This is a genomic window from Leptotrichia sp. oral taxon 223 (genome assembly GCF_013394795.1).
Taxonomy (GTDB): domain Bacteria; phylum Fusobacteriota; class Fusobacteriia; order Fusobacteriales; family Leptotrichiaceae; genus Leptotrichia.
On sequence record NZ_JABXYU010000001.1, the window covers coordinates 1,288,928 to 1,313,689 of the forward strand.

20 protein-coding genes and 2 pseudogenes are annotated in these 24,762 nt (G+C 32.7%); 12 read left to right on the forward strand and 10 right to left on the reverse strand.

Annotation, left to right across the window (positions count from 1 at the left end):
* Positions 1-145 precede the first annotated feature (145 nt).
* The 10 genes and pseudogenes from HW275_RS06410 to rpmH all read right to left on the reverse strand — a co-directional run bounded on the left by HW275_RS06410 (position 146) and on the right by rpmH (position 11,360).
* Entirely contained in the window at positions 146-598 is a 453-nt protein-coding gene (locus HW275_RS06410) for a YfcE family phosphodiesterase (protein ID WP_178935744.1), read from the reverse strand.
* 877 nt (positions 599-1,475) lie between these two features.
* On the reverse strand, positions 1,476-2,237 hold the full coding sequence (locus HW275_RS06415) for a GntR family transcriptional regulator (protein ID WP_178935745.1): 762 nt from the start codon (positions 2,235-2,237) through the stop codon (positions 1,476-1,478).
* A gap of 41 nt (positions 2,238-2,278) precedes the next feature.
* A complete protein-coding gene (gene gyrA / locus HW275_RS06420; RefSeq protein ID WP_178935746.1) occupies positions 2,279-4,843 on the reverse strand; it encodes a DNA gyrase subunit A in 2,565 nt (854 codons plus the stop codon).
* Positions 4,844-5,498: 655 nt separating this feature from the next.
* Positions 5,499-7,481 (reverse strand): DNA topoisomerase (ATP-hydrolyzing) subunit B, encoded by a 1,983-nt coding sequence (gene gyrB / locus HW275_RS06425; protein WP_178935747.1) that lies wholly within the window; start codon positions 7,479-7,481, stop codon positions 5,499-5,501.
* Positions 7,482-7,547: 66 nt separating this feature from the next.
* A complete protein-coding gene (mnmE, locus tag HW275_RS06430) occupies positions 7,548-8,915 on the reverse strand; it encodes a tRNA uridine-5-carboxymethylaminomethyl(34) synthesis GTPase MnmE (RefSeq protein ID WP_178936427.1) in 1,368 nt (455 codons plus the stop codon).
* 93 nt (positions 8,916-9,008) lie between these two features.
* On the reverse strand, positions 9,009-9,818 hold the full coding sequence (locus HW275_RS06435; RefSeq protein ID WP_178935748.1) for a R3H domain-containing nucleic acid-binding protein: 810 nt from the start codon (positions 9,816-9,818) through the stop codon (positions 9,009-9,011).
* Entirely contained in the window at positions 9,787-10,473 is a 687-nt protein-coding gene (locus tag HW275_RS06440; protein ID WP_178935749.1) for a YidC/Oxa1 family membrane protein insertase, read from the reverse strand. Before HW275_RS06440 ends, HW275_RS06435 begins: the two co-directional genes overlap by 32 nt.
* A gap of 20 nt (positions 10,474-10,493) precedes the next feature.
* Positions 10,494-10,703 carry a membrane protein insertion efficiency factor YidD gene (yidD, locus tag HW275_RS06445; RefSeq protein ID WP_178935750.1) on the reverse strand — a complete coding sequence of 70 codons (210 nt, stop codon included), beginning with the start codon at positions 10,701-10,703 and terminating at the stop codon, positions 10,494-10,496.
* Complete coding sequence (gene rnpA, locus HW275_RS06450; RefSeq protein WP_178935751.1) at positions 10,703-11,029, reverse strand: ribonuclease P protein component; 327 nt, start codon at positions 11,027-11,029, stop codon at positions 10,703-10,705. Before rnpA ends, yidD begins: the two co-directional genes overlap by 1 nt.
* Positions 11,030-11,223: 194 nt before the next feature.
* Positions 11,224-11,360, reverse strand: a pseudogene (gene rpmH, locus HW275_RS06455) (50S ribosomal protein L34).
* Between the two features lie 644 nt (positions 11,361-12,004).
* Here rpmH and dnaA point away from each other — a divergent pair.
* From dnaA to pth, 12 genes and pseudogenes are all read left to right on the forward strand, one after another.
* Positions 12,005-13,360, forward strand: coding sequence for a chromosomal replication initiator protein DnaA (gene dnaA, locus HW275_RS06460; RefSeq protein WP_178935752.1), 1,356 nt, complete (start codon positions 12,005-12,007; stop codon positions 13,358-13,360).
* A 657-nt stretch (positions 13,361-14,017) separates the two neighbouring features.
* Entirely contained in the window at positions 14,018-14,254 is a 237-nt protein-coding gene (gene yaaA, locus HW275_RS06465; protein ID WP_178935753.1) for a S4 domain-containing protein YaaA, read from the forward strand.
* Positions 14,255-14,326: 72 nt separating this feature from the next.
* The gene (locus tag HW275_RS06470; protein ID WP_178935754.1) at positions 14,327-14,464 is read left to right on the forward strand and encodes an AAA family ATPase; all 138 of its coding nucleotides are present in this window, start codon (positions 14,327-14,329) and stop codon (positions 14,462-14,464) included.
* Positions 14,418-14,729 (forward strand): annotated as a pseudogene (locus HW275_RS06475) (PD-(D/E)XK nuclease domain-containing protein); the annotation flags it as partial. The gene HW275_RS06470 and the pseudogene HW275_RS06475, both read left to right, overlap by 47 nt.
* Before the next feature lie 215 nt (positions 14,730-14,944).
* Positions 14,945-16,033, forward strand: a complete 1,089-nt coding sequence (locus HW275_RS06480; protein ID WP_178935755.1) for a DNA replication/repair protein RecF — start codon at positions 14,945-14,947, stop codon at positions 16,031-16,033.
* 14 nt (positions 16,034-16,047) lie between these two features.
* Complete coding sequence (locus HW275_RS06485; RefSeq protein ID WP_178935756.1) at positions 16,048-17,091, forward strand: DciA family protein; 1,044 nt, start codon at positions 16,048-16,050, stop codon at positions 17,089-17,091.
* 110 nt (positions 17,092-17,201) lie between these two features.
* Positions 17,202-17,993 carry a spherulation-specific family 4 protein gene (locus tag HW275_RS06490; RefSeq protein WP_178935757.1) on the forward strand — a complete coding sequence of 264 codons (792 nt, stop codon included), beginning with the start codon at positions 17,202-17,204 and terminating at the stop codon, positions 17,991-17,993.
* A gap of 78 nt (positions 17,994-18,071) precedes the next feature.
* Positions 18,072-19,109, forward strand: coding sequence for a tetratricopeptide repeat protein (locus HW275_RS06495; protein WP_178935758.1), 1,038 nt, complete (start codon positions 18,072-18,074; stop codon positions 19,107-19,109).
* Between the two features lie 27 nt (positions 19,110-19,136).
* On the forward strand, positions 19,137-20,051 hold the full coding sequence (locus tag HW275_RS06500) for a hypothetical protein (protein ID WP_178935759.1): 915 nt from the start codon (positions 19,137-19,139) through the stop codon (positions 20,049-20,051).
* A gap of 695 nt (positions 20,052-20,746) precedes the next feature.
* The gene (gene mnmG, locus HW275_RS06505) at positions 20,747-22,639 is read left to right on the forward strand and encodes a tRNA uridine-5-carboxymethylaminomethyl(34) synthesis enzyme MnmG (protein ID WP_178935760.1); all 1,893 of its coding nucleotides are present in this window, start codon (positions 20,747-20,749) and stop codon (positions 22,637-22,639) included.
* A gap of 105 nt (positions 22,640-22,744) precedes the next feature.
* Positions 22,745-24,148 carry an MATE family efflux transporter gene (locus tag HW275_RS06510; RefSeq protein WP_178935761.1) on the forward strand — a complete coding sequence of 468 codons (1,404 nt, stop codon included), beginning with the start codon at positions 22,745-22,747 and terminating at the stop codon, positions 24,146-24,148.
* 31 nt (positions 24,149-24,179) lie between these two features.
* A complete protein-coding gene (gene pth / locus HW275_RS06515; RefSeq protein WP_178935762.1) occupies positions 24,180-24,746 on the forward strand; it encodes an aminoacyl-tRNA hydrolase in 567 nt (188 codons plus the stop codon).
* Positions 24,747-24,762 lie beyond the last annotated feature (16 nt).

Here is a 24,762-nt window from a genome sequence, read left to right on the forward strand (position 1 = left end):
TTTTATTTCTATTTTTTAAATGGAGTCTAGCCTAGGTGCAAGATTTGTGACAATGAGAATCCTGCGAAAAAAAAGACATAATCCTGATTTCACTCAGTAATTATGTCTTTTCTCTATTCCAAACTAAAGCCAGTAACGGTTCAAATTATTTCAATGTTTTTTGTTCAAATTTTTTACCACCATAGTAAATTATGTATTTCTTATCTTGTAATGCCCCCGGATTTACAAATATTACTCCATTTTTTTCTGCCATAAATTCCTTATGTGTATGCCCAAAAACACAAATTTCAGCCTTTTCTAAATGCGCTTTTTTTTCTAATTCTTCAAGTGTAGTTTTTACGCTGTATAGATGCCCGTGTGTCAATAGTACCTTTTTTCCCATCAAATCAAATATTTTAGTTTCTCTAGACTCATAATCATCTATATCAGTATTTCCCTTTACAATAGCAAAAAGTACATCTCTGTAGACTAACGACATATCAATTGCATCTGTGCTGTGATCTCCTGCAAAAATTACAATTTCTGGCTGCTCCAGATCCATTACTTGCTGAAAATAATCAAGCCTTCCGTGACTATCGGAACAAATCAATACCTTCATTAAATCTCCTCTCTCCATATTCCTTTTTGTTTATTTCTCCATTGAAAAAAACTTTTTACATACTTAAAATCAAAATCAATCTTCAATAAATTTATTTTAAAATTAAAATTTAAATACATTAAATTCAGTCTTCAAAACTTATTTATTTTCAGTTCAATTTGAAAGAGTTTTTGGTATATATTATCTTTTTAACAAAATATCTTAAACTCCAAATACACTTTAGTAAGTAATTTTATTTATCATTATAGCACACTTTTTAATTTATTCCTAATTTTCTATATTATATATAAGAAACAACATTTACGTTAATGCCAAATCTATTATAATCCAAAAAATTTTATAAAGTATATTATTTTTATTATAATTTTCTTTATTTTTAAGAATTTCTAAAAAGTCAAAATTACAATTACTGCAAAAAAATACTACTTTACGGTTATTTATGGGTATTTTGCTTGTGAAATATAGCATAATTATTCATATTAATTTTATAACTATTTTAAATTACGAATTATTTTGTTCTAAAAATGAAATTATTATAAGAAAATTTTTACCTAAAAAAAATTAATATTTTAAAATATGTTTTTTTATTTTTTTCAAAACCCTTTTAAATAATTATTATTAAAAAAATAATTTTTGTTTAAAAATCAGATTTACCCAAACAGAAATTATATTTTTTATAAAAACTGTTTGAGCAAAATCTATTAAAATCAATTTATGACAGATAATTTAGAATCCAGTTTTAGCTTAAAATTTCTTAATTATAGCCGATTCCTTGAAAACTGGAGCAAAAATATGTAAAAAGCGATGGGATTGGCTATAGATAATCCTAACTTTCTGCTCTCGTTTTAAACTGGAACTGCTATAGTAAGGATTTAAATTATACGATAAATATTGGCTTTTGAAGATTTTCCAATATTCTGACTCCTAGTTTGCCGGTAATTCTTTCCACCATTACTGTGTATCTCAAATCTCCCATTAGAACCAGATCATAATTTTGGGCTTCATTCATAATTGTCTTGAATGTATCCCCCTTTTTATGAATAAGGTTGTAATTATCTCCAAATCTTTCAGCCAAGCTGTTTTCATCCTCTTCTTCAACATTTACACGCAATACGTCAACTTTTTGCTCACCAAATATATGGAAGAAAGTAAATAATGTTTTATTTGCATTGTAAGCGCCATCATCAAGCAGCATCAAATTATCTAACTTGAAATTTTCTGCATTTGGCAATATAATTAACGGTTTAAAGATACTTCTTAATATTTCCTTTAGTACGGGAGTTACTTTGTCATTTTTCACAAGTACAAGCAAATCATATTTTTTTAGCTCTTCCAGTACAATTTCAGATGTTTCTCCGTCTTTTGTATAAAAGTTTGCAATATCAGAAGTCATTTTTTCCTTTAGTTTTTTTACAGTTTTTTCCTCCAGTTCCCTGTATTCCTTAAAGGCATAGTTTGCTCCGATATTTAGTCCCATTCCTTCTATGCTTACAGGGAATACCTCATATTTCAGGACATCCTTGATGTAAATAACGTCAATATCAGCGTTATATTTTTGCTTAAAAATTTTCGCAAAATTAACCAATGGCTGGGCTTCATTTTCTGCCGTAACTAAAAATAATGCTTTTTTTTGTAACATTTTAACCACTTCCTTCTATATGATAGTTTTGTTATCTTAATTTATTGTTTATCTTCGTCCAATCCAGGCTCTTCCGTAATTTTTACCACCGAAGCAATTTTTTCATTATTTCTGACTTTCATTATTCGCACACCATATGCCGAACGCCCTATTACTGATACGTTATTGACGCTCGTTCTGATTAATGTACCTTCTGATGTAATAAGCATAATTTCATCATTTTCCTTGACAATTTTTACATCCACGATTTTTCCAGTTTTATCATTAAGTTTTGCATTGATAATTCCCTTTCCGCCTCGAGATGTCAGTCTGTATTCTAATAACTTAGTACGTTTTCCATATCCTTCCTCAGTAATTGTAAGGATTCTTACTTCGGCGTCATCCATTTCTGAATTAATGATTGCCGCACCTACAATTCTGTCCTTATCCCGAAGAGTTATTCCTCTCACTCCAGCAGCTCCAGTTCCCATGCTTCTTACGTCTTTTTCAGAAAATCTAATGGCAATGCCGTTTCTTGTAGCCGCAAAAATCTCATCTTCCCCACTTCCGCTTGTAAGCCCGATAAACATCACTTCATCATCTTCATTCAGCCTTATAGCTCTTTTTCCAGCTTTTTTGATATTGTCAAACAATGTCAGCTCAGATTTTTTCACAACTCCATTCCGTGTGACAAAGAATAGATTTTTATTTTTTTCAAATTCACGGACTTTTATTATTGTGCTAACTTTTTCATCATCATCTAGATTTATGATATTTCCTATCAGTTTTCCACGTGCCTGTTTTCCAGTTTCAGGGATTTCGTACACTTTTATGCTGAATACTTTTCCTTTCGTTGTGAAAATAAGCAATGTGTCAAGAGTCTTTGCTATATACATGTCTTTTACGACATCGTCTTCTATTGTATTTGTAGCGTTTACTCCGATTCCTCCACGTTTTTGAGAACGGTAAGTATCAATTGCCATACGTTTTACATAACCCTTTTCTGTAAGTGTTACAACAACTTCCTCATCCTTAATCAAGTCTTCTATGCTGATTTCGGCTCTTGCATTTCTGATTTCAGTTCTACGTTCATCTCCAAAATCTTCTTTTAATTTAAGCGCTTCTTCTTTAATTATACCATATATTTTTGAATCATCGGACAAAATTCCAGTTAATTCTTCAATTAATAGCATAAGTTCATTATATTCCTGATTAATCTTATCTCTTTCAAGTCCAGTAAGCCTCTGCAATCTCATATCCAGAATAGCTTTCGCCTGAATTTCCGAAAATCCAAATTTTGCAATTAATTCAACCCGTGCAACATTTACATCCTTTGAAGCACGTATAATTCTAATTACTTCCTCAATGTTATCAAGTGCAATTTTGAATCCTTCCAAAATATGAGCTCTATTTTTAGCCTTTTTCAGCTCAAATTCAGTTCTTCTTGTAATTACTTCAAACCTATGTTCCAGATATTTCTGAAGAACCTGCTTTAAATTTAATACTCTCGGTGCATTATCCACAAGTGCAAGCATAATTACACCAAATGTATTTTGCAAATCGGTAAACTTGTAAAGACTGTTCAGAATTAATTCACTTTCTTCACCTTTTTTCAATTCAATTACAATTCTGATACCGTCCCTATCAGTTTCATCCCGCAAGTCTGATATTCCAGTAATTTTCTTCTGTCTTACTAAATCAGCAATTTTTTCAATAAGTCTGGCTTTATTTACCTGATACGGCAATTCTGTAACAATAATCGACTCTTTTCCAGTTTTAGAAGCTTCAACTTCCACACGTCCTGCAACCCGCAGTTTTCCGCGTCCAGTCCTGTACGCATCATAAATTCCCTGTTTCCCATTAATTATACCGCCAGTTGGAAAATCCGGCCCTTTTACATAAGTAATCAGTTCATCAATCGAAATTTCAGGATTATCAATCAATGCAATAATTCCATCAACTACTTCTCCTAAATTATGCGGCGGAATATTTGTAGCCATTCCGACTGCAATCCCATTTGCCCCATTTAGTAGCAAATTAGGCAGTTTTGCAGGCAACACAACTGGCTCATCCAGACTTTCATCAAAGTTCTTTCTGTAGTCAATCGTATCTTTTCCAATATCTGCAAGCAGCTCCTCAGTAATTTTAGCCATTCTAGCTTCCGTATACCGCATTGCCGCCGCTTCATCCCCGTCAATCGAACCAAAGTTTCCATGTCCGTCAACAAGTTCATATCTCATATTAAAGTCCTGCGCCATTCTAACCATTGCGCCATAAACTGAAGAATCCCCGTGTGGATGGTATTTCCCCAGTACATCCCCGACAATTCTTGCCGATTTCTTAAATGGAGTCTTATGGCTCATACCCATTTCACTCATGGAAAACAGAATTCTTCTATGCACGGGCTTTAATCCGTCACGCACATCAGGCAGCGCACGGCTCACAATTACACTCATCGAATAATCCAGATAAGCCGCCTTTATCTCATCCTCGATATAAACATTAGATTCATTCGACAAATCTGTAGCCTTAGGCAGCCCTTCTACAACTATCTCCCTATCATCATTCTCATCCATTTCCGTTATCTCTTCTTCTCTTTTATCGTCATCTCTGATATCGTCTGACATCCTGCACCTCTTTTCTTCTCTTTCTTTACAACAAGTGAACTATTAATTAAGCTATTTCCTAAATTTTTATTACAAGTTATCTTAATTAGTAATTGTTTTTCCTTTTTTATATTAACTCTTTTAACGCAGAGGTATCAGACGCCATACCTCTGCACTCCCGCTTACGCAAAACTTTCTTAATAAAGAAAAAATAAAACTCGATTTTGAATCAAGATTATTTTAACATAATTAACTAAATATAATTTAAAATTTGTTTCAAAATCTCAAACAGTTATTTTTTCTTTAACGAAATTTTGCTTATTTTCTATTAACATATCTATTTATAATTAAACTAAAAATGTCGTGATTTTTTTGGAATGAAATTGACTGTTTGAGCTTTTTCATTTTCTTTAAATCGTGATTAATTTATAGAGTTGATAATAACTTTTGTTAAAAGCGAGTTTCAATTTCGTAGTAATCCAGGTTTATCCAAATAATAAATGTTTAGACTACTTTCCCAAATAAAATTTGGGAATATTTCAAAAAATGCTTAGACAAGCCGGGATTGCAAAGGGGATGGCGATTGTTCCCCTTTGCTTTTAAAAAAAGAAAAAACATAAATATTATAGAAAAATATCTATTAATAAAAATAACTTTTCTCAATTTTAATCAAAAATTATATATCTAAGTTCCTTACATAATTCGCATTATCTTCAATAAACTTCCTTCTCGGCTCAACTTTATCCCCCATTAGAATATTAAACATTTTATCCGCATATGAAGCGTCTTCCATTGATACTTTTAACAATGTTCTCACTTCCGGATCAAGGGTTGTTTCCCAAAGTTGTTCTGGATTCATTTCTCCCAGCCCTTTGTAACGCTGGATTGTGTATTTTCTTCCGTCATTTTCCAAGACTTTTGTCACTTGTTTTAGCTGATCGTCTGAATAGGCGTATCTGATTGCTTTTCCAGCCTGAATTTTGTATAAAGGCGGCTGCGCTATGTAAATATACCCTTCGTTTATCAATTCTCTTAAATGTCTGTAAAAGAATGTCAGCATCAATGTTCTTATGTGAGCCCCATCGACATCGGCATCCGTCATTATTACGATTTTGTGGTATCTCAATTTTTCAAGGTTCATATCATCGCCAAATCCAGCTCCAAATGCAGTTATCATATCACGTATTTCAGCATTTTCAAGCGTACGGTGAACACTTGCCTTTTCCACATTCAATATTTTTCCACGAAGCGGCAGGATTGCCTGAAATCTTCTATCTCTTCCCTGTTTTGCAGAACCTCCCGCTGAGTTTCCTTCGACTATGAATATTTCTGATTCAGCAGGATCTTTTGAAGAGCAGTCAGCTAGTTTTCCAGGAAGCGATCCCACTTCCAGATTACTTTTTCTTAGCACAAGTTCCCTTGCCTTTTTAGCCGCTTCTCTTGCCTTTTTCGACATTGTCATCTTTTCTATTATTTTTTCAGCCGCTTTCGGATGATCTTCCAAATAAAATTTTAAATTGCTTCCGACAATATTTGAAACAATTCCTGTAACTTCACTGTTTCCAAGCTTAGTTTTTGTTTGTCCTTCAAATTGCGGTTCGGGAATTTTTACGCTTATTATGCAGACAAGCCCTTCTCTCACATCTGTTCCTTGAAATGTGCCACTTTTTTCCTTTATCAAATTCATCTGTTTTGCTATGTCGTTAATTGTTCTAGTAAGCGCTGTCCTAAATCCACTGACATGAGTCCCACCTTCGTGAGTATTTATATTATTTACAAATGAATAGACAATTTCTCTTTGAGCGGTTGTGTAATTCATCGCAATTTCCACTTCGACTACTTTTGCTCCAACTTTTTTTAAATAAACGTTTCCATTTTCATCCACAGCTTCCACTTCTTTGGCAGGCTGAGTTTCAAACGAATCCGCCATATAAATGACGTCATTTACAATTTTTTCATCATCCGTTATTTCATTCAGAAAATCTTTTATTCCGCCCTCAAAATGAAATTCCTCCTCTTTTATTTCATCTTTTTTTCTTTCGTCAATCAATTTTATTTTAAGCCCTTTATTTAAGTATGACAGCTCTTTTAATCTCGACTCCAAAACAGAATAGTCATAAACTGTTGTCTCAAAGATTTCATCGTCCGCTTTAAATCTAATGACCGTTCCATGCGCATCAAGCGGTGCATCTCCAATTTTTTCAGGAGATGAAATCGGCACTCCTCTCTCAAATGTTTGTCTTACTATCTGTCCATCTCTTGTAACAGTTGCTTCCACCCATTCAGATAGAGCATTGACAACCGAAATTCCTACCCCGTGTAGTCCTCCCGATACTTTGTAGTTGTCGTTATCAAATTTTCCTCCAGCGTGAAGCACAGTCATAACCACTTCTAATGTAGATTTTCCTGTCTTATGCATTGCAACGGGGATTCCACGTCCATTATCCGTTACTTCAATAATATTCCCCTCAAGTATTCTCACAGTAATTTTATCACAAACTCCTGCAAGCGCCTCATCCACGCTGTTATCCACAATTTCCCACACCAGATGGTGAAGTCCACGTGAGGAAGTTGATCCGATATACATCCCTGGACGCTTTCTAACCGCTTCCAGCCCCTCCAGAACCGTAATCGAGTCTGCTCCATAATTGTTAGCCATTATTTATTTCCTCCATTTTTTTCAAAACTTTTCCATATATTTTACACAAAATATAAAATTCTATATCTATTTCCCAACACAAAAATTCCCAAACACATGATCCAAAATATCCTCAGATGAAATTTCTCCTGTAATTTCCGAAAGCGAATCAAGCGCTTCCTTCAAATCCACAGAAATTAAGTCCATAGGAAGTCCCATGTCTATTGTTTCAAAAATATTTCTTATTGCGTCTTTTGTTTTTTCAAGTGCAGTTTTATGCCGAATATTTGTAATTATTAGTTTTTCTGACGAGTTTTCCACATCTTCTTCCACAATGTATGAATAGATTTTTTCCTGCATGTCTTCAATTCCAATATTGTCCTTTGCAGAAATTTCAACAATATTTTCCAAGCTGTACCCTTCAAGATTAATTTTTTTATTTAAATCAATCTTATTTAATAATACTATAACTTTCTTGTTATTTTCTTTAATTTTAGTTATAACTTCCATGTCTTCGGCTTCCAGCTCCTTTGAAGCATCCAGTACAAGCAGCACCAGATCAGCCTTCTCGATAAACTGCTTTGACTTTTCTACACCGATATTTTCCACAATGTCGTCAGTCCGTCTAATTCCCGCCGTATCCACCAGAACCAATGGAATCCCTTTTATATTGATTATTTCCTCAATAATGTCTCTTGTGGTTCCTGCAATGTGCGTTACAATCGCACGTTCCTCATGAAGCAGGGCATTTAGCAATGTAGATTTCCCAACATTTGGTTTTCCCACAATAACCGTCTTTATTCCCTCTTTAATTTTTTTCCCTGTATCATACGAGTCAATTAGACGGTTTGCCTCCTCATAGACTTTTTCCAGATTATTCCGAAGCTCTGCTGGCAATGGATCGTCAATTCCTTCTTCAGGATAATCCAGCACCACATTTACATGTGCCGCAATATCAAGCAGCGCCTTCTTAAATTCGTTTACTTTGTCACGCAGATCCCCTCTTAACTGATCCAGCGACAACGACACGCTCTTTTCCGTTTTCCCCTGAATAATGTCCATAACCGCCTCAGCCTGCGACAAGTCTATACGTCCATTCATGAACGCTCTTTTTGTAAATTCGCCGCTTTCAGCATGTCTTGCCCCATTTCTTAGCACAAGTTCAAGCACTTTTTCTGAAACAAGCGTACCGCCGTGACAGTTTATTTCCACAATGTCTTCACAAGTATAGCTTTTAGGGGCTTTTAGTCTTACAGCCATTACTTCATCTACTGTTTTTTCCCCATCCTTGATAAATCCGTAATTTAATTTATAAAAACCCAAATCAGCATTTGGGTTCTTTTTAATAAATATTTTGTCCAGTATTTCAAATGATTTATCGCCGGATATTCTTATTATGGCAATTCCACCTTCCCCTTTTGGAGTGGAAATAGCCGCAATTGTATCAAACAACATCTTATTTATCCCTCTATTTTCTAAAATCATTTTTAATTCATGTTGCACTAAACTGTTTAAAAAAACTTTATTTAAACAATCCAGTTCAATTTTTTAAAATTTTTCATCTAACTTTTTAATAACTAGATATCTTTTTGGCTCTTCCCCCATGCTTTCAGTTTTTAGCCCTCTCATGAAGGAAACTTCCTCGTGAATGATTTTACGCTCACGTGCCGACATCGGGTTTAATTTTATGGCATTTCCTGTTGCAAGGACCGCCTTGCCTTTTTTTCTTGCTAAATCCCTTAATGATCTTTCGCGTTTTTCCTTATAATTGTTAGAATCTACAGATATTTTCAAATGTTTAAACTGCTTTGTAGTGCTGAGCAAGTATTCAAAGCTGTTTAGTGTATTCCCCTTTTCTCCGATTAAAAATCTCATGTCTTTTCCATCAAGAATAACTAAATATTTGTTATTGTTTTCTTTTTTTATGCTGACAATCCGCACATCCAATTTTACACTTACAATAAATTCCTTAAAAAATGCCCTGATTTTATCTATATTTAAATCAGGCTGATTAGCTGCAGATTTTTCTTCATTTTCATTTCTGTAATTTTTCTTGCCGTTATCCTTTTGAAAATTATTTCTATTTTCCCCTCTTGCTTCCCTTTTATCTTTTTTGGCATTTCTGTATTCATTTTGCGCTTTCGGTTTTTCGCCTTCTGCTTTAATTTCATCAGTTTTTAGTTCTGATTTTTTAATAATTTCGATTTCATATTCACCTTTTATGCTGATGAACAATATCTTCTTAGGATATTTCAAAACTTTTACTCGGTAAGTTTCATCTTCCTTCAGCGTCAATGAACGGCTTACCATATTTTTTAGCTCTTCCTCATTTTGCGCCTTTAATACTATCTTTTCCATCATCACTTCTTCCTTTCAAAATGAAATACTGCTGAACCAATGACAAAGCCCCTGAAACTAGATAATACAACGTTACCCCTGATGGCATGTTGTAAAATATGAACAGCATCATAAGAGGCAGCATGTACATCATTGTCTGCATCTGCTGAGCATTTTCCTGTCCACCAGTTGCACTCGTCATTATTTTTTGCTGGATATATGTCACACCTACATTTAAAATTGGCAATAAATTAAATGCAAATTTTCCCATCATAAACAGTCTGTCTGGCTGTTTTAGTGTAAACCACAAAAATTTGGCGTCTGCTGGAATTGCGTTCCCGCTGAAAGCCCAGTATAATGCCACAAATATTGGCATTTGGATTAGTATCGGCAGGCATCCTCCTAGTGGGTTTACTCCGCTTTCTCTATAAAGTTCTGCTGTTTTTCGTTGATATTCTTGTGGATCATCCTTGTATTTTTCTTTTATTTTTTCAAGTTCAGGCTGTAATTCCCTCATTTTTTTCATTGACTTTTCCTGTTTTAATGTCAATGGAAATACAATTATTCTCATTAAAATTGTAACAATTATTATTGCTATACCATAATTTCCTACAACACTATATATCGCATTTAAAACATGTACGACAAAATCGACAAGTGCCTGTATTTTAAACATATATTATTTCCTCCACTTTTTTATTTTAACGGATCATATCCGCCCTTATGAAAAGGATGGCATTTTAATATTCTTTTTACTGCCAGATAACTTCCTTTTATTGCTCCATACTTTGTAATTGCCTGCCTTGAATATTCCGAACAAGTCGGATAAAATCTGCATCTTCTGCCAAAATATGGTGAAATGCCCTTCTGGTAAATTTTTATTAAAAATAGTAATATTTTCTTCATCATTTTATTACCTTACTTATATCTTTTTCAATATCCTTGTATTTCAAAGTTTTTATATTCTCTTTTAAAATAGATTTGCCGACAAATATATAATCAGTATTTTTTTTAAATTTTTCCTTATGCGCTTTTACAAATTCCTTAAAAATTCTTTTTATTCTGTTTCGCTGAACTGCATTTCCAGTTTTTTTGCTTGCCACAAAGCCAAACCGCTGTTCGTTATTTATATTTTCCTTTATAAAAATAATAGCATACTTTGTATGCATCTTTTTTGATTTGTTATATATTAATGAAAAATCCTTTGTTTTTTTTATCTTGTTAATAGACATCTTTCTCTTCTTTTATTTAAAATGAGCGAGAGCTTAATATATTGAACTTTTTTGAAATTAGACAGAAAAATTAAAAAAACACGGATTTGGTGTAAGATTTTTGTGTCCAGTTTTAAAGAGGTTCCGTTATAAGAAAGCTCCCTTTTAATTTAGGTTAATGCTTTTAAAAACCCAGTGCTGAATTTAACACCGGGTTATGCTGATAGTTTAGCTCTTCCTTTAGCTCTTCTTCTTTTCAAAACATTTCTTCCGCTTTTATTTTGCATTCTCTTTCTAAATCCATGATCTTTTTTCTTTTTCTTTTATTTGGTTGATATGTTCTTTTAGTCATCTTTTTTCCTTTCTGTTTTATTTTAAAAAAATTTCTTCGTCTTTTATCAACATTATATACAATATTCAAAAAAAAGTCAAGTTTAATGCTCTATTCAAAAGCAAATTTTATTTAATTTTTTCATGGGTAAATTTTATACAGTATATTTTATCCACAGCTCTATAATATTTAATAGTATATATAATTAAATATATTATTATTATGCACTGTGGAAATGTGGGAACATTGATAAATAAAAGGATTGTCAGAGAAAAGGCTGTGGAAAACTTTTGGCGGATTTGTGGAAAAATATTATCAACAAAATTGTAAACATAATTACCAACATGCTTTGTGGAAAAGTGGAAAGCGTGTGGATAATGTGTGTAAAGACTCTAAAATTGGACATATGCAATTTTTGTGGATAAAAATTTGAAAAGTGGAAATACCTTGACAGACAGCAGAAAAAAATAAAATTTTTTATGTGGAAAAGGCTGTGGAAAACTTTTACTTAAAATCTTGATTATTTATTTTATTTATGTTATAGTAAAATCAAATAAGAGTACAAATTAAGGGGAAAATCACTAAATAAATTTGCCAGGCAAGATGTGAAAAAATATAAAATTTTTATTTATAAGAAAAATTGACGAAAAAGGAGAGAAAAATAAATGGATGTTGCGAAATTGTGGGAAAAAATAAAGAAAATAATGAAAAAAAGAGTAAACGAAGCAGAATTTGAGGCATTTTTTAGCAATGTGGAAGCAACGAAGCTGGAAGGTGGAAAACTTACACTTGTATGCAATTCAAAATTAATACGGCAGAACATGGAAAAGCATAGGAGCCAGATGGAAGACATTGTGGAAATCGTAACAGACGAGGAAGTTACAATAAACTTTGAAGTAAAGCAGCAGGATGTAATGGCATACAAGCCTGAAACGCACAGGTTTTCAAAAGACACGAAGGAAAAGGCTCAAGTTTTCCACACAGGCTTAAACCCCAAGCATAGGCTGGACAACTTTGTTGTAGGAGAAAACAGCAAACTTGCATACAACGCCTGCCTTGCAGTTGTCAACAATCCAACACCCGTTTATAACCCGCTTTTCATTTACGGAAGTTCAGGGCTCGGAAAAACCCATTTGATGCAGGCTGTGGGAAACGCAATTGTGGAAAATAATCCGAGCAAGCGTGTCTATTATTCCACTTCAGAGGAATTTGCAAATGAATTTTTTAAAGTTCTGAACAGTGGGCGGATCCAGCATTTCCGTGATACTTTCCGTGCTTTGGACGTGCTTCTTCTGGATGATATACAGTTTTTTGAAAAAGTATTTGGACGTGGGGAAGGAACTGTGGAGGAGGAGTTTTTTCACACATTCAACAAATTGCAGGAGCTTGGCAAGCAGATAATAATGATAAGCGACAAGTCGCCAAAGGAAATAAAGAATCTGTCAAAACGTCTGGAATCAAGATTTTTGTCAGGCTTGACGGTGGAAATTCAAAGCCCGGGCTACGAAACCCGTATGATGATTCTGAAAAATATGGCAAAGGCGCAAGGAATTGAGATAGATGACAGCATTCTTGAATACATTTCAGACTCTCTGGACACCAATGTAAGGGAACTGGAGGGGACGCTCACAAACTTAAATGCACGTGCAAAGCTGCTAAATGAACAGATAACATTGGAACTGGTTCAGGAAATGCTTATGCACAACGTAAAACGGGAAAAATCCAAGGTAACAGCAAAAAAAGTAATAGAAATGATTTCCACACAGTACGGCGTCAGCGTAACTGACATGAAGTCCAAAAAGCGCCAGAAAAAAATAGTGGAAACAAGACAGATCGCTATGTATTTGTTAAAGAACAACGATGAGCTGGATCTAAGCCTAACAGCAATAGGAGGGCTTTTTGGAGGAAAAGATCACAGCACGGTTATAAGCAGCATCAGAAAAATTGATAAGAAAACAAAGGAAGATGTTGCATTCAAAAAAGAAATTGAGGCTTTGAACAAGAAAATTTTTAGAGCTTAGAAAATTGTGGAAAATGTGGAAAGAATGTTGAAAATTTTGTGGAAAATAATAATAATATTTAAAAAATTATCCACAGTGGAAAAAGTTTTCTACATAAATAATTTCGATAAAAAAGTTTTAATAAAATAATTAAATTTCATTTAATAAAATAAATTAGAAAATATCGATGTGGGAAAATAAAAATTAATTTCCACTATATGTTGAAAATTTCTCCACAAAAATTGTGGAAAAAAATAAGTAAAAATATTATGTTAAAACAAAGTTTGTGGAAAAATAAAATTTTACTGTGTAAAACTAAAATCATAATATCCATAAATATAAACAAAATTTTCCACATTTGTTGATAACTCAAAAATATTTAATTTTAAATTAAAGAATAACTGTGATAAAATAATAAAAATAAAAACATATAAATTTTCTCCACATAAGTAAAAATTAACTCCACAATTTAATGTGGAAAAGAATTTACAAAAGAAATTACTAAAAATAAGAACATATTGTAATTGTGGAAAAGATGTGGAAATATTTGTGGGAAAAGTTTTCCACGGATAAATGGAATTTTCCACAGGGAAATTAATGATTAGTTTGGTTAATGATTGAGTGGAGTAACAGTGGGAATTTACAAAAAATATGAAAATAAATTATGGAGGGAGATTAATGAAAAATATAGATAATGAAATTGAAGAAGTTATGATAAATACAGAATTTATAAAATTGGATCAGCTTTTGAAGTGGGCAAATTTTACAGGTTCTGGAGTGGAAGCGAAAATGTTTATTTTGAATGGAGAAGTGAAAGTGAATGATGCTGTGGAAACTAGACGTGGGAAAAAAATTTATGATGGAGATGTTGTGGAGTTTGCTGGAGAAAAAGTTCTTGTAAGGGCAAAACATTAAATAGTTTGCTGATTTAATGAAAAGATAAATAATAGTGAAAGCAGGCTGTAGAGAATTTAAGGGGAGATTGTTATGAAAAAAGGTATAGGAATTGGAATAGAAGATTTTAGTGAAGTAATAAAAGAGAATTGTTACTACATTGACAAAACAAAATGGATAGTAGGACCTTTATCATGGATTAGTCTTAGGAATGGTGTTTTATCTGGATAATCATTATTATGTAAAATCTAATGAAGAAAGTGGTCTTGGAAGGTATGATGTTGTAATTGAGCCAAAGAATAAGAACAATAGGGGGTTTATTCTGGAGTTTAAAGTTGTGAAAAATGAAGATGATTTGGAGAAAGTCTCGGAAGAGGCGATAGAGCAGATAATGGAGAAGAAGTATGATGTTGGGTTAAAAGATAGAGGTGTTAAGGATGTTACTTTTGTTGGGGTTGCTTTTTGTGGGAAAATAGTTAAAGTTACTTACAGATAATCAGTATAACTATATTTTATCAAATATTTCTTGTGGATTTATTAATTAATATCTTTTCTATAAATTTTTATTACAATATAATCTATTAAAAAAATTTTTTAGCAAAATTTCGTTAAAAGGATATAAAATAAGAAAAAATTAAAATATTTAAAAACATAGATAAATTTAAAATTGTAAAGAATTATTATAGAGATTAGAAAGGGAAAGAAATAGCGATGTATTTGGATCAGATTAGTTTTAATAACTTTCGGTGCCTTGTGGATGGGAAGTTGAAGTTTGATAGGTATTTTAATTTAATATACGGAAAGAATGGACAGGGGAAGACATCGCTTATTGAGGCTGTCCATTTTTTGGCTACGGGAAAAAGTTTTAGGACTAAGAAGGTTAAGGAGATTCGCAAGTATAACTTGAACAGGCTGATTGTGTTTGGGAAGTACAGACATAAGGATTTGTCGGAAAATGTTATTGCTATTGATGTGAATGAGGATAAGAAGGACTTTTATATTGACAGGGAAAAAAATAAATATATAAATTATGTCGGGTTACTTAACATTATTTCATTTATTCCTGAGGATATTGAGCTGATTATTGGGAATCCTGGGGTTAGAAGAAACTTTTTTAATTATGAGATTTCGCAGGCAAAAAAGGAGTATTTGCAGTCGATTGTGAATTTTGAGAAAATATTGAAGGTGCGGAACAAGCTTATAAAGGAAAAAAAGACTGGCGAGGAAATTTATAAGATCTATAATGAAAAATTTATAGAGGAGGGACTAAATATTGTTTTAAATCGGCAGGAATTTATAAAAAAAATATCAATTTTATTAAACTTGAATTATCGTAAATTATTTGATGAAAATTCGGAGCTGAAATTAAAATACGACTGTTTTCTTGGGGATGTGGAAAAGAAAACTAGGGAAGAGTTGAAGGAAAAATTTGAAATGTTGTGCAAAAGGAAAAGTGAGAGGGAAAAATTTCTTGGATACAGCCTGCTTGGCCCTCAAAAAGATGATTTTATCTTTGAGCTGAATGGAAAAAATGCAAAGGCGTATTCTTCGCAAGGGGAGAAAAAATCTATAATATTTTCGCTAAAAATTTCAGAAATTGATATTTTAATAAAAGAAAAAAAGGAGTATCCGATATTTATAATGGACGATATTGCTTCATATTTTGATGAAGTGAGAAAAAAAAGCATTTTAAGTTATTTTATAAATAAAAAAATCCAATGTTTTATAACTTCGACAGAGGATTTGGGAATAGAGGGGAAAAAATTTATTGTGGAAAAGGGGAAAATAATTAATGAATAAAAAGGGGTTGAAAAATGGAAGGAATTAAGGATTTAAAGAATTTGGCGCTGGAAGCAATTGAGAAAAAAAGTTCTCTTTTGAAAAATGAAAAATATATTTTGTGGAAAATCAAGAAGAACTGGAAGCAGATTATAAATGGCCCTATTGGCGAAAAAACATATCCAAAGAGCCTATTTAACGGAAATCTGGCTGTAGTGATTAATGATGGAATTATTTATCATACGACGATAATGTATGCGGAAAATATAAAGGATAAAATAAATACATTTTTAAATGGGAAATTTTTGGAAAGCATTGAATTTGTGAAGGTAAATTACAAAATAAAGCGTGATTTGCTGGATGAGCTTATTGAAAATGAGGAGAAAAGAGGGACAATTCGGGCTGGGGAAATCCCTAGAGGGAATGTTGTGGAAAAAAGTGAAAATGCTGGTTCAGAAAATAAAATTACAGAAAAAGTGAAAGATATTGTGCTTTCTGCACAAGAAATTAAAGAAATTCACGAGAATATTGATAAAATTGATAAAAAGTATGAAGATATTGCCAGAAGGCTGGAAAAAATTGCGATAAATCTGAAAAAAAGGGAAAAGTATCTAAAAAATAATGGATATATTGAATGTGAAAACTGTAAACTTTTATTTTTACAGGAAAATAAGGAGAAAGTGTGCTTTGAATGCAGAATGAATGAGAAAAATCGAAAATTTCAAAAAATGGCGGATCTGATAAGAAATAAGCCGTATATATCTGAAAAACAGGCAGTCAGAATAACAAATACTGATAAAGCCACATATTACAAGGCACGGGATATATTGGCACAGCAGACTTACAATGATATGCTTTATTACTGCCTTGAAAAAAACAGGGAAATTTCTTTAAGTGAAGATTATGAGTTTGAAATTCGGAGTGAATCTAGGGAAGATGTTGAAAAATTTATAAAAAATTATGTGGATTATAAAATTGGGAGCGACAATGAGGAAGTTTTTAAGGTTGAGAGAAAGTGGGCTTTGAGAAGGTTAAGAAAGGATATGAAATTTAGGCTTGAAAATAATAGGAGATATTAATTTTTGTTTTGTCATTTCAGTTAAAAAATTACAATAATTTCTAAAAATATGTTAAAATAATATATCTTAACTATTTAATTTTAAAAATTTGAAAGAGGATAAAAAAGGAAATGAAGAAAATATTTTTAATGATTGGAATGCTCTTGGGAATTAATGGATTTTCAGATAAGAATATTAATAAAAATAATGTTAAGATAAAGCAGTCTGTAATAGCAACTACGTACACTTATCCAGATGGGAAAAACCCATTTTGGAATGACATTTTGACGCTTGGGAAAGATAAGGTTCCTTATGTGTTGATAAATCCGAATAATGGAGCAGGGAAAAAGATTGAAATGAACTATGCGGCTCAGATTAAGAAAAATAAGGAGGCTGGGATTAAAAATATTGCCTATATTCCGACAACTTATCAGAAGAGAAATATTAAGAAAGTAAAGGCGGAAGTTGACAGATATTTTGAATTTTATGGCAAGGATAATATAAATGGGTTCTTTTTTGATGAAATTGCTTCAAGCACTCCTCAGCAGGTAAGCTACATGAAGGAAATTTTTGATTATGTAAAAAGCAAGTCAAAAAATAATCTTGTAATTGCCAATCCTGGAGCACCGATTACAGATGCAATTTCGCCGTATGCGGATATTTTTGTGACAAGTGAGGTAAGCGCAAATACGTATATTAACAAGTTTGAAAAGCCGCATTCTAATTTTGAAAATAATCAGTCAAATGCAAAACATATCTGGCATATTGTACATAGTGCCACTCCTAAGGAATATGCTGAGATTGTAAGGCTGTCAAGAGAAAGAAATGCGGGATGGCTGATGATAACGGATGATGTTATGCCGAATCCGTATGACAGGAAGCCGTCTAAATTTATAGAAATGGTAAATATGATTAATAATTAATTTTATATTATTCAAATCTTAAAGTTATCTGGTTTTTATCGGTTGATTGAAAAATATATAAATATAAATGGAGAAAAAATGTATATAGAAGAATTATTAAAAGAAGCGGATAAATCAATGGAAAATTACAAGTATGAAGATGCGCTTGTATATTTGAAGTCGGTACTTGAAATTGACGAGAATAACTATTCGGCACTGATGGCACTTTCCAAACTTTATTCAGACTTTGGAATGTTTGAACAGGCGAAGGAATATGCGGAAAAATTGCAGAAAAAGTATCCTGATAGCAGGGATACGCTTTTTACGTTGGGATTTGTTTATCAGTCACTCGGAAGACTGAAAAAGGCGATTTCGCTTTATAAAAAATTTCTGGAAATAGAAAAAAATTATTTTGTGTATCTGAATATGGGAATGTCCTATGCTTTGTTAAAGTATTATAGAAAGGCGATAGAAAACATTGACAAGGCGATAGAAATGGAGCCTGAAAGCTCAGAAGCGTATGTGGAAAAAGGCGACTGCCTTACAATGATGGGCAAATATGATGAGGCAATTTGTGAATATACAAGACTTTTAAATGCAAAATTTAACGAGGTGGAGGAATTTTCACTTTACGCACGGATGGGCGACACAATGGCTTATTCAAACAATATAAAGGGAGTTGTGAAATATTATAATATCGCCATAAATTGTGATAATGTGGAAGATTACATATTTGAGGATTATTTTGAAATATTGTTCAGGGCAGAGGAGTTTGAGGAAATAAAACTTCTGCTTTTAAATTATGAGAATGCGACGAACGAAAATAAAGGGCTTTCTAGAATAAAAATGCTGAATTTGCAGGGAAGGTTTTTTGTGAAAACGGAAGACTATGAAAATGCACAGAAGGTTTGCGATAAAATGATTATTTTAGAACCTGAAAATATTCGCCATTATGTGAATTTGGTATATGTGTTGGAATTACAGCATAAATATGACGAAGCACTTGAATATGTGGCTAAAATGGCTAAATTTACAGAAGATAAGGACTTTTTGAAGGAACTGAGGAAAAGATTGAGAAAAAATAAGAGAAAATTTGAAAAGGAAAATGAAAAAAGTTTAGAAAATAAAGAAAAGTAAAAAATTTAGAAATTATGAGGATTTTAAATGGAAGAAAAAAATTATGAAGTTAATAAAAAATATGATGAAAAAATACTGATAAATGTACTGAAAAATTTTGATAAAACTGGGGAATATGTTGTGGAACCAGGAAGAAATGAAATAAAAAAGTTTGAAATTAATCTTGAAAATAATTTGAAAAAAGTGAGTCCAAAAAAGAAAAAACATAATAAAATTGAAAATATTGAAACAAAAAAAATGATAAATGTAAAAAAATTTAGGCAAAAGGATTTCATTACAAACTTTTTTTACAAATTTAAAGGCTCAAAAGCAAAACGTTCTTACGAATATGCCAAAAAATTGCTGGAATGCAAAATAAAAACGCCAGAACCAATTGCATATTTTGATGATTTTGTAAACGAAAACAATAAAAAGAACAGTTATTATATAAGCGAGGAATTAAAATATGATTTTACCTGCCGGGAAGTTTTCTGGCCTGAAGATATTGAGCGGGACAAGGCTGAACAGGGGGAAAATTATAAGATAAGCGAAGAAACGGAAAGAATGCTTGCAAAAGTTGAAAAAAATCGTGAAAAAATCATAAGGCAGTTTGCAAAATTTTCTTTTGACTTGCACGAAAATGGTGTGGAATTTGAGGATTATTCACCAGGAAATGTATTGATTAAGGACAAAAGCGGAAATTGCGAATTTTATCTTGTGGATTTAAATCGAATGAAATTCGGAGTGAAACTGAATTTGGACAAACGAATGAAAAATATTTCAAGAATGATGGAAGATGAAAAACTAGCCAGCATTTTTGCTAATGAATACGCAAAGTATTATAAACAGAGGGAAGAGCTGGTTTTTAGATATTTGAGATATTATATTAGGAAACATAAGAGATATGTGTATTTTAAGGATATTACTCGTCCAGTAAGGAATGTTTTTAAAAAGAAGAAGTAAATTTGTTTAATAATTTTAAAATTTATCTAATGCTAAACCCTGTTTAAAAATAAGAATAAATTTTTATAATAGGGTTGTTCGATAGTTAATTCATAATCATTCAACTTTTTTCTTTTTTATTTTCGTAGGATTGCTCATTGCCGCAAATCCTACAACCTATGGCTAGTCTACGACATTTTTCTGAACTGACAAAAAACTCGCTATGCTCAAACAGTTTTGCCAGCACAGAAAAATGCTCCGACGGATTAGTTTATACTAGGCTCTGTTTAAAAAATGAAAATTATATCTTAAAATTACTTGAAAACATTAGGTTTATAATCCTTTATTAGAAAAATTTGTAATAAATTTGTTATTTAAATGGGGTTTATTATTAGTCAAACAATCTATTATAATTAAACTAAAATTGTCGTGATTTTTTTGGAATGAAATTGACTGTTTGAGCTTTTTCAGACTTTTTAAATTTTGATTAGTTTAAAGAGTTGACAATAACTTTTGTTAAAAAGCGAGTTTCAATTTTATTTCAAAAAAATGCTTAGACGAGCCGGGATTGTAAAGGGGATGGCGACTGATCCCCTTTACGTTTAAAAAAATAAAATCATTAATATAAATATTTAGAATTAAAATTAAATTTTTTGATAAGGTTATCAAATAAGAACAGTAAAAAAATAGATTAAATTGAAAGGAAAATTTAAAAAATGAAAAATTATGACATAATTGTTGTTGGAGCGGGACATGCTGGGGTGGAAGCTGCACTTGCTGCGGCAAGACATGGACTGAAAACAGCGTTATTTACAATATATCTTGACAATATTGCGATGATGTCGTGCAATCCGTCGGTTGGAGGTCCGGGAAAAAGCCATCTGGTGTCGGAACTTGGAATGCTTGGCGGAGAAATGGCAAGACACATTGACAAATACAACTTGCAGTTAAAGAACTTGAATCATACAAAGGGGTTGGCTTCCCGAATTACAAGGGCTCAAGCTGATAAATACTGGTACAGGATTAAAATGAGGGAAATTATTGAAAAGCAGGAAAATTTAGATTTGGTGCAGGGAATTGTTGTGGATTTGATTGTGAAAAATAAAAAGGTTATGGGAGTTGAAGACAATCTTGGGATAAAATATGGGGCAAAGGCTGTTGTTTTATGTACAGGAACGTTCTTAGGCGGAGAATATGTTATGGGGGATGTAAAATATTCATCAGGACGGCAAGGAGAGCCTGCGAGTGTGGATTTGCCTGATAGGCTTGTGGAATATGGCTTTGAGCTGGATAGATACCAGACAGCCACTCCTCCGAGAATTGCCAAATCTTCAATTGATTTTTCAAAAACAGAGGAATTAAAGGGAGAGGACAAGCCACGATATTTTTCTTACGAAACAAAAAAAGAATATAATTCGACTTTACCAACTTGGCTTACATTCACAACACCTGAAACAATAAAAGTGGGACAGGAAATGCTTAAATATTCACCGATTGTTACAGGAATTGTAAGTACGAAAGGTCCACGGCATTGCCCTTCTCTTGACAGAAAGATTATGAATTTTCCAGAAAAGACAAATCATCAGATATTTCTGGAGCAGGAATCTGTGGAATCGGACGAAATCTATATAAATGGATTTACAACAGCAATGCCGCCATTTGCACAAGAAGCAATGTTAAAGACGATTAGTGGGCTTGAAAATGCCAAAATTGTGCGTTACGGGTATGCGGTGGAATATAACTTTGTACCTGCATACCAGTTAAAATTAACTCTTGAAACAAAAGTTCTGGATGGACTTTACACAGCGGGAACGATTAATGGAACGAGTGGATATGAAGAGGCTGCCTGTCAAGGATTTATGGCGGGAGTGAATGCTGCGAGAAAAATTTTAGGGAAAAAGGAAATTGTGATTGACAGAAGCGAAGGATATATTGGGGTTTTGATTGATGATATAATAAATAAAAAAACGCCAGAGCCTTATCGTGTACTGCCTTCAAGAGCTGAATATAGACTGACTTTGCGTCAAGACAACATCTTTATAAGACTTTTGGAAAAAGCAAAGGAAATAGGGCTATTAAATGCTGAAAAATTAGCGGAACTGGAAAATGCGTGTCAGGAAATTGAAAATGAAATTGAAAGACTGAAGAGCATTACAGTTTATCCAACTAAGGAAAATAATGAAAAATTACTTGAAATTGTAGAAAAACAAAATCAATCTGAAAGTGAAAAAATTGAAAAAAATAGTAAAAATAGTATGAACAGCCCTGTTTCAGCCTTTGAATTTCTTGCGAGAAAAGAAATAAATTATGATAATTTAAGTGAATTTGTGGAAACTGTGGAATTGTCGGATTTAGCGAAGGAACAAGTGGAAATAAATGCGAAATACAATGTGTTTATCGAAAGGGAAAAGGCGCAGATTGAGAAATTTAAGAAACTGGAAAAAATGATAATTCCAAAGGATTTTGACTATGAAAGCGTAAAGGGGCTTAGTAATATTGCTATTTCGGGGCTTATGTACGGACAGCCTGAAACGATTGGACAGGCTAGCAGAATTAGTGGAGTTACTTATAATGATATTTCACTTTTAATTGCGATTTTGAAGAATTGATGTATAAAGTTAAATAATACTGGAGTTTGAATAGCATAGTTATGGTTTTCAAGTTCAGTTTTAATTAATTTTATTATGATATTTGAAAATTTAGGAAGGAAAAGAATGGAAGAAAGTATAAAAGAAAAAAACAGTTTAGCAAATAACAAAAAAACAAGGTTTGGAACGGAATCAATCCCAAAACTTCTGATTTCACTTGCAATACCAGCAATTATTGCCAATCTTGTGAATGCGCTTTATAATATTGTGGATCAAGTTTTTATCGGGCAGAAAATCGGATTTTTGGGAAATGCGGCTACGAATGTGGCTTTCCCGCTTACGACGATTTGCCTTGCGATTGGGCTTATGACGGGAGTTGGAGCTGCGACTAACTTTAATCTGGAATTGGGGAGAAAACGTCCTAAAAGGGCGAAAAGTGTGGCAGGAACAGCGGTAACAATGCTTCTTTTAGGCGGAATTGTCCTGTGCATATTGATTAATATTTTTTTAAGGCCAATGCTGACAGCATTTGGTGCGACAAATCAGATTTTTGACTATGCGATTGAATACACTCAGATTACATCTTTAGGAATACCGTTTTTATTATTTGCAATAGGGGCGAATCCTTTGGTAAGGGCTGATGGAAATGCCTTTTATTCAATGCTTGCGATAGTTGTCGGATCACTTGTGAATACGATACTGGATCCACTGTTTATGTTTGGATTTGATATGGGAATGGATGGAGCGGCCTGGGCAACAGTAATTGGGCAGTTTGTGTCGGCAGTTATGCTTGCTTTGTATTTTTTCAGGTTTAAAAGCGTAAAATTTGAATTAAGGGATTTTAAGATAAGAATACGGGAAATAGGGATTTTATTTGCATTAGGAACTTCGCCTTTTATTTTCCAATGTTCCGCTTTAATTATTCAAATTGTAACAAATAATCTGCTAAAGATATATGGAGCAAAATCTATTTATGGAAGTGAAATTCCTATTGCGGTTGCTGGAATTGTTATGAAAATAAATGTCATATTTATAGCAATTGTATTGGGGCTGACACAGGGGGCACAGCCTATTGCAGGATATAACTATGGTGCCAAAAAATATGGAAGAGTTTGGGAAATATTGAAATTAACGTTAAAAGTGGCATTTGTCATTTCATTAGTGGCATTTGCGGTATTCCAGTTTTTCCCAGTTCAGATAATCTCCATTTTTGGCAGCGGAAGCGAGCTCTATTTTAAATATGGAACAAAATATATGAGAATATTTTTATTTTTCATATTCCTGAACGGTGTACAAAGTGCCATTACAATGTTTTTAACATCAATTGGAAGAGCATTTCAAGGGGCTTTTTTGTCCCTTGTAAGACAAATTATATCACTTTTGCCTCTGCTCATAATTTTACCGTACTTTATGGGAGTTGACGGGATTATGTTCGCATTTCCAGTAGCGGATCTGGTGGCATTTATTGTATCGGTAATTATTTTGAAAAAGGAAATGAAAAAGATTCCGAAAATAGATGAGGCTGATTAAAAAAGATTGAAATAAAGGAGAAAAGAATTTAATGAAGTTAATAGTGGGGCTTGGAAATCCTGGAGAAGAGTATAAATTAACAAGGCATAATATTGGATTTATATTTATTGACGAATATTTGAAGAAAAACAATATAAATGATGTGAGGGAAAAGTTTAAGTCACTATTTGTGCAGACTAATTACAACGGGGACAAGGTTTTTTATCAAAAGCCGATTACGTTTATGAATTTGAGCGGGGAAGCGATTGATGAGGCCGTAAGATTTTTTAAGATTGATCCCAAAACTGAGCTTTTTGTAATTTATGACGACATGGATATGCAGTTTGGAAAGCTGAAAATTAAGCAGAATGGAAGCGCAGGAGGGCATAATGGAATAAAATCAATTATTTCACATGTTGGAAGTGAATTTGTGCGAATAAAATTTGGAATTGGAAAGCCAAAGACGAAGGAAGAAACACTGGGATTCGTGCTGGGAAAATTTTCGCCTGAGGAAAAGGAAGTTGTGAAAGATTCAAGGGAGAAAATATTTAATTTGATTGACGACATAAAAGACGATATGACGATTTCAAGGCTGATGAATAAATATAACACTAAATAAAAAAAGAAAGGAATGG

Excerpts from the sequence above, each read along its gene's own strand:
- HW275_RS06470 (WP_178935754.1), top strand. The coding sequence starts at position 14,327 with ATGAAAAAAGGTATAGGAATTGGAATAGAAGATTTTAGTGAAGTAATA.
- HW275_RS06435 (WP_178935748.1), bottom strand. The coding sequence starts at position 9,818 with ATGGAAAAGATAGTATTAAAGGCGCAAAATGAGGAAGAGCTAAAAAAT.
- dnaA (WP_178935752.1), top strand. The coding sequence starts at position 12,005 with ATGGATGTTGCGAAATTGTGGGAAAAAATAAAGAAAATAATGAAAAAA.
- HW275_RS06415 (WP_178935745.1), bottom strand. The coding sequence starts at position 2,237 with ATGTTACAAAAAAAAGCATTATTTTTAGTTACGGCAGAAAATGAAGCC.
- gyrA (WP_178935746.1), bottom strand. The coding sequence starts at position 4,843 with ATGTCAGACGATATCAGAGATGACGATAAAAGAGAAGAAGAGATAACG.
- HW275_RS06490 (WP_178935757.1), top strand. The coding sequence starts at position 17,202 with ATGAAGAAAATATTTTTAATGATTGGAATGCTCTTGGGAATTAATGGA.
- HW275_RS06510 (WP_178935761.1), top strand. The coding sequence starts at position 22,745 with ATGGAAGAAAGTATAAAAGAAAAAAACAGTTTAGCAAATAACAAAAAA.
- yidD (WP_178935750.1), bottom strand. The coding sequence starts at position 10,703 with ATGAAGAAAATATTACTATTTTTAATAAAAATTTACCAGAAGGGCATT.
- pth (WP_178935762.1), top strand. The coding sequence starts at position 24,180 with ATGAAGTTAATAGTGGGGCTTGGAAATCCTGGAGAAGAGTATAAATTA.
- HW275_RS06480 (WP_178935755.1), top strand. The coding sequence starts at position 14,945 with ATGTATTTGGATCAGATTAGTTTTAATAACTTTCGGTGCCTTGTGGAT.
- HW275_RS06440 (WP_178935749.1), bottom strand. The coding sequence starts at position 10,473 with ATGTTTAAAATACAGGCACTTGTCGATTTTGTCGTACATGTTTTAAAT.
- HW275_RS06410 (WP_178935744.1), bottom strand. The coding sequence starts at position 598 with ATGAAGGTATTGATTTGTTCCGATAGTCACGGAAGGCTTGATTATTTT.
- gyrB (WP_178935747.1), bottom strand. The coding sequence starts at position 7,481 with ATGGCTAACAATTATGGAGCAGACTCGATTACGGTTCTGGAGGGGCTG.
- HW275_RS06485 (WP_178935756.1), top strand. The coding sequence starts at position 16,048 with ATGGAAGGAATTAAGGATTTAAAGAATTTGGCGCTGGAAGCAATTGAG.
- HW275_RS06495 (WP_178935758.1), top strand. The coding sequence starts at position 18,072 with ATGTATATAGAAGAATTATTAAAAGAAGCGGATAAATCAATGGAAAAT.
- HW275_RS06500 (WP_178935759.1), top strand. The coding sequence starts at position 19,137 with ATGGAAGAAAAAAATTATGAAGTTAATAAAAAATATGATGAAAAAATA.
- mnmG (WP_178935760.1), top strand. The coding sequence starts at position 20,747 with ATGAAAAATTATGACATAATTGTTGTTGGAGCGGGACATGCTGGGGTG.
- rnpA (WP_178935751.1), bottom strand. The coding sequence starts at position 11,029 with ATGTCTATTAACAAGATAAAAAAAACAAAGGATTTTTCATTAATATAT.
- mnmE (WP_178936427.1), bottom strand. The coding sequence starts at position 8,915 with ATGTTGTTTGATACAATTGCGGCTATTTCCACTCCAAAAGGGGAAGGT.
- yaaA (WP_178935753.1), top strand. The coding sequence starts at position 14,018 with ATGAAAAATATAGATAATGAAATTGAAGAAGTTATGATAAATACAGAA.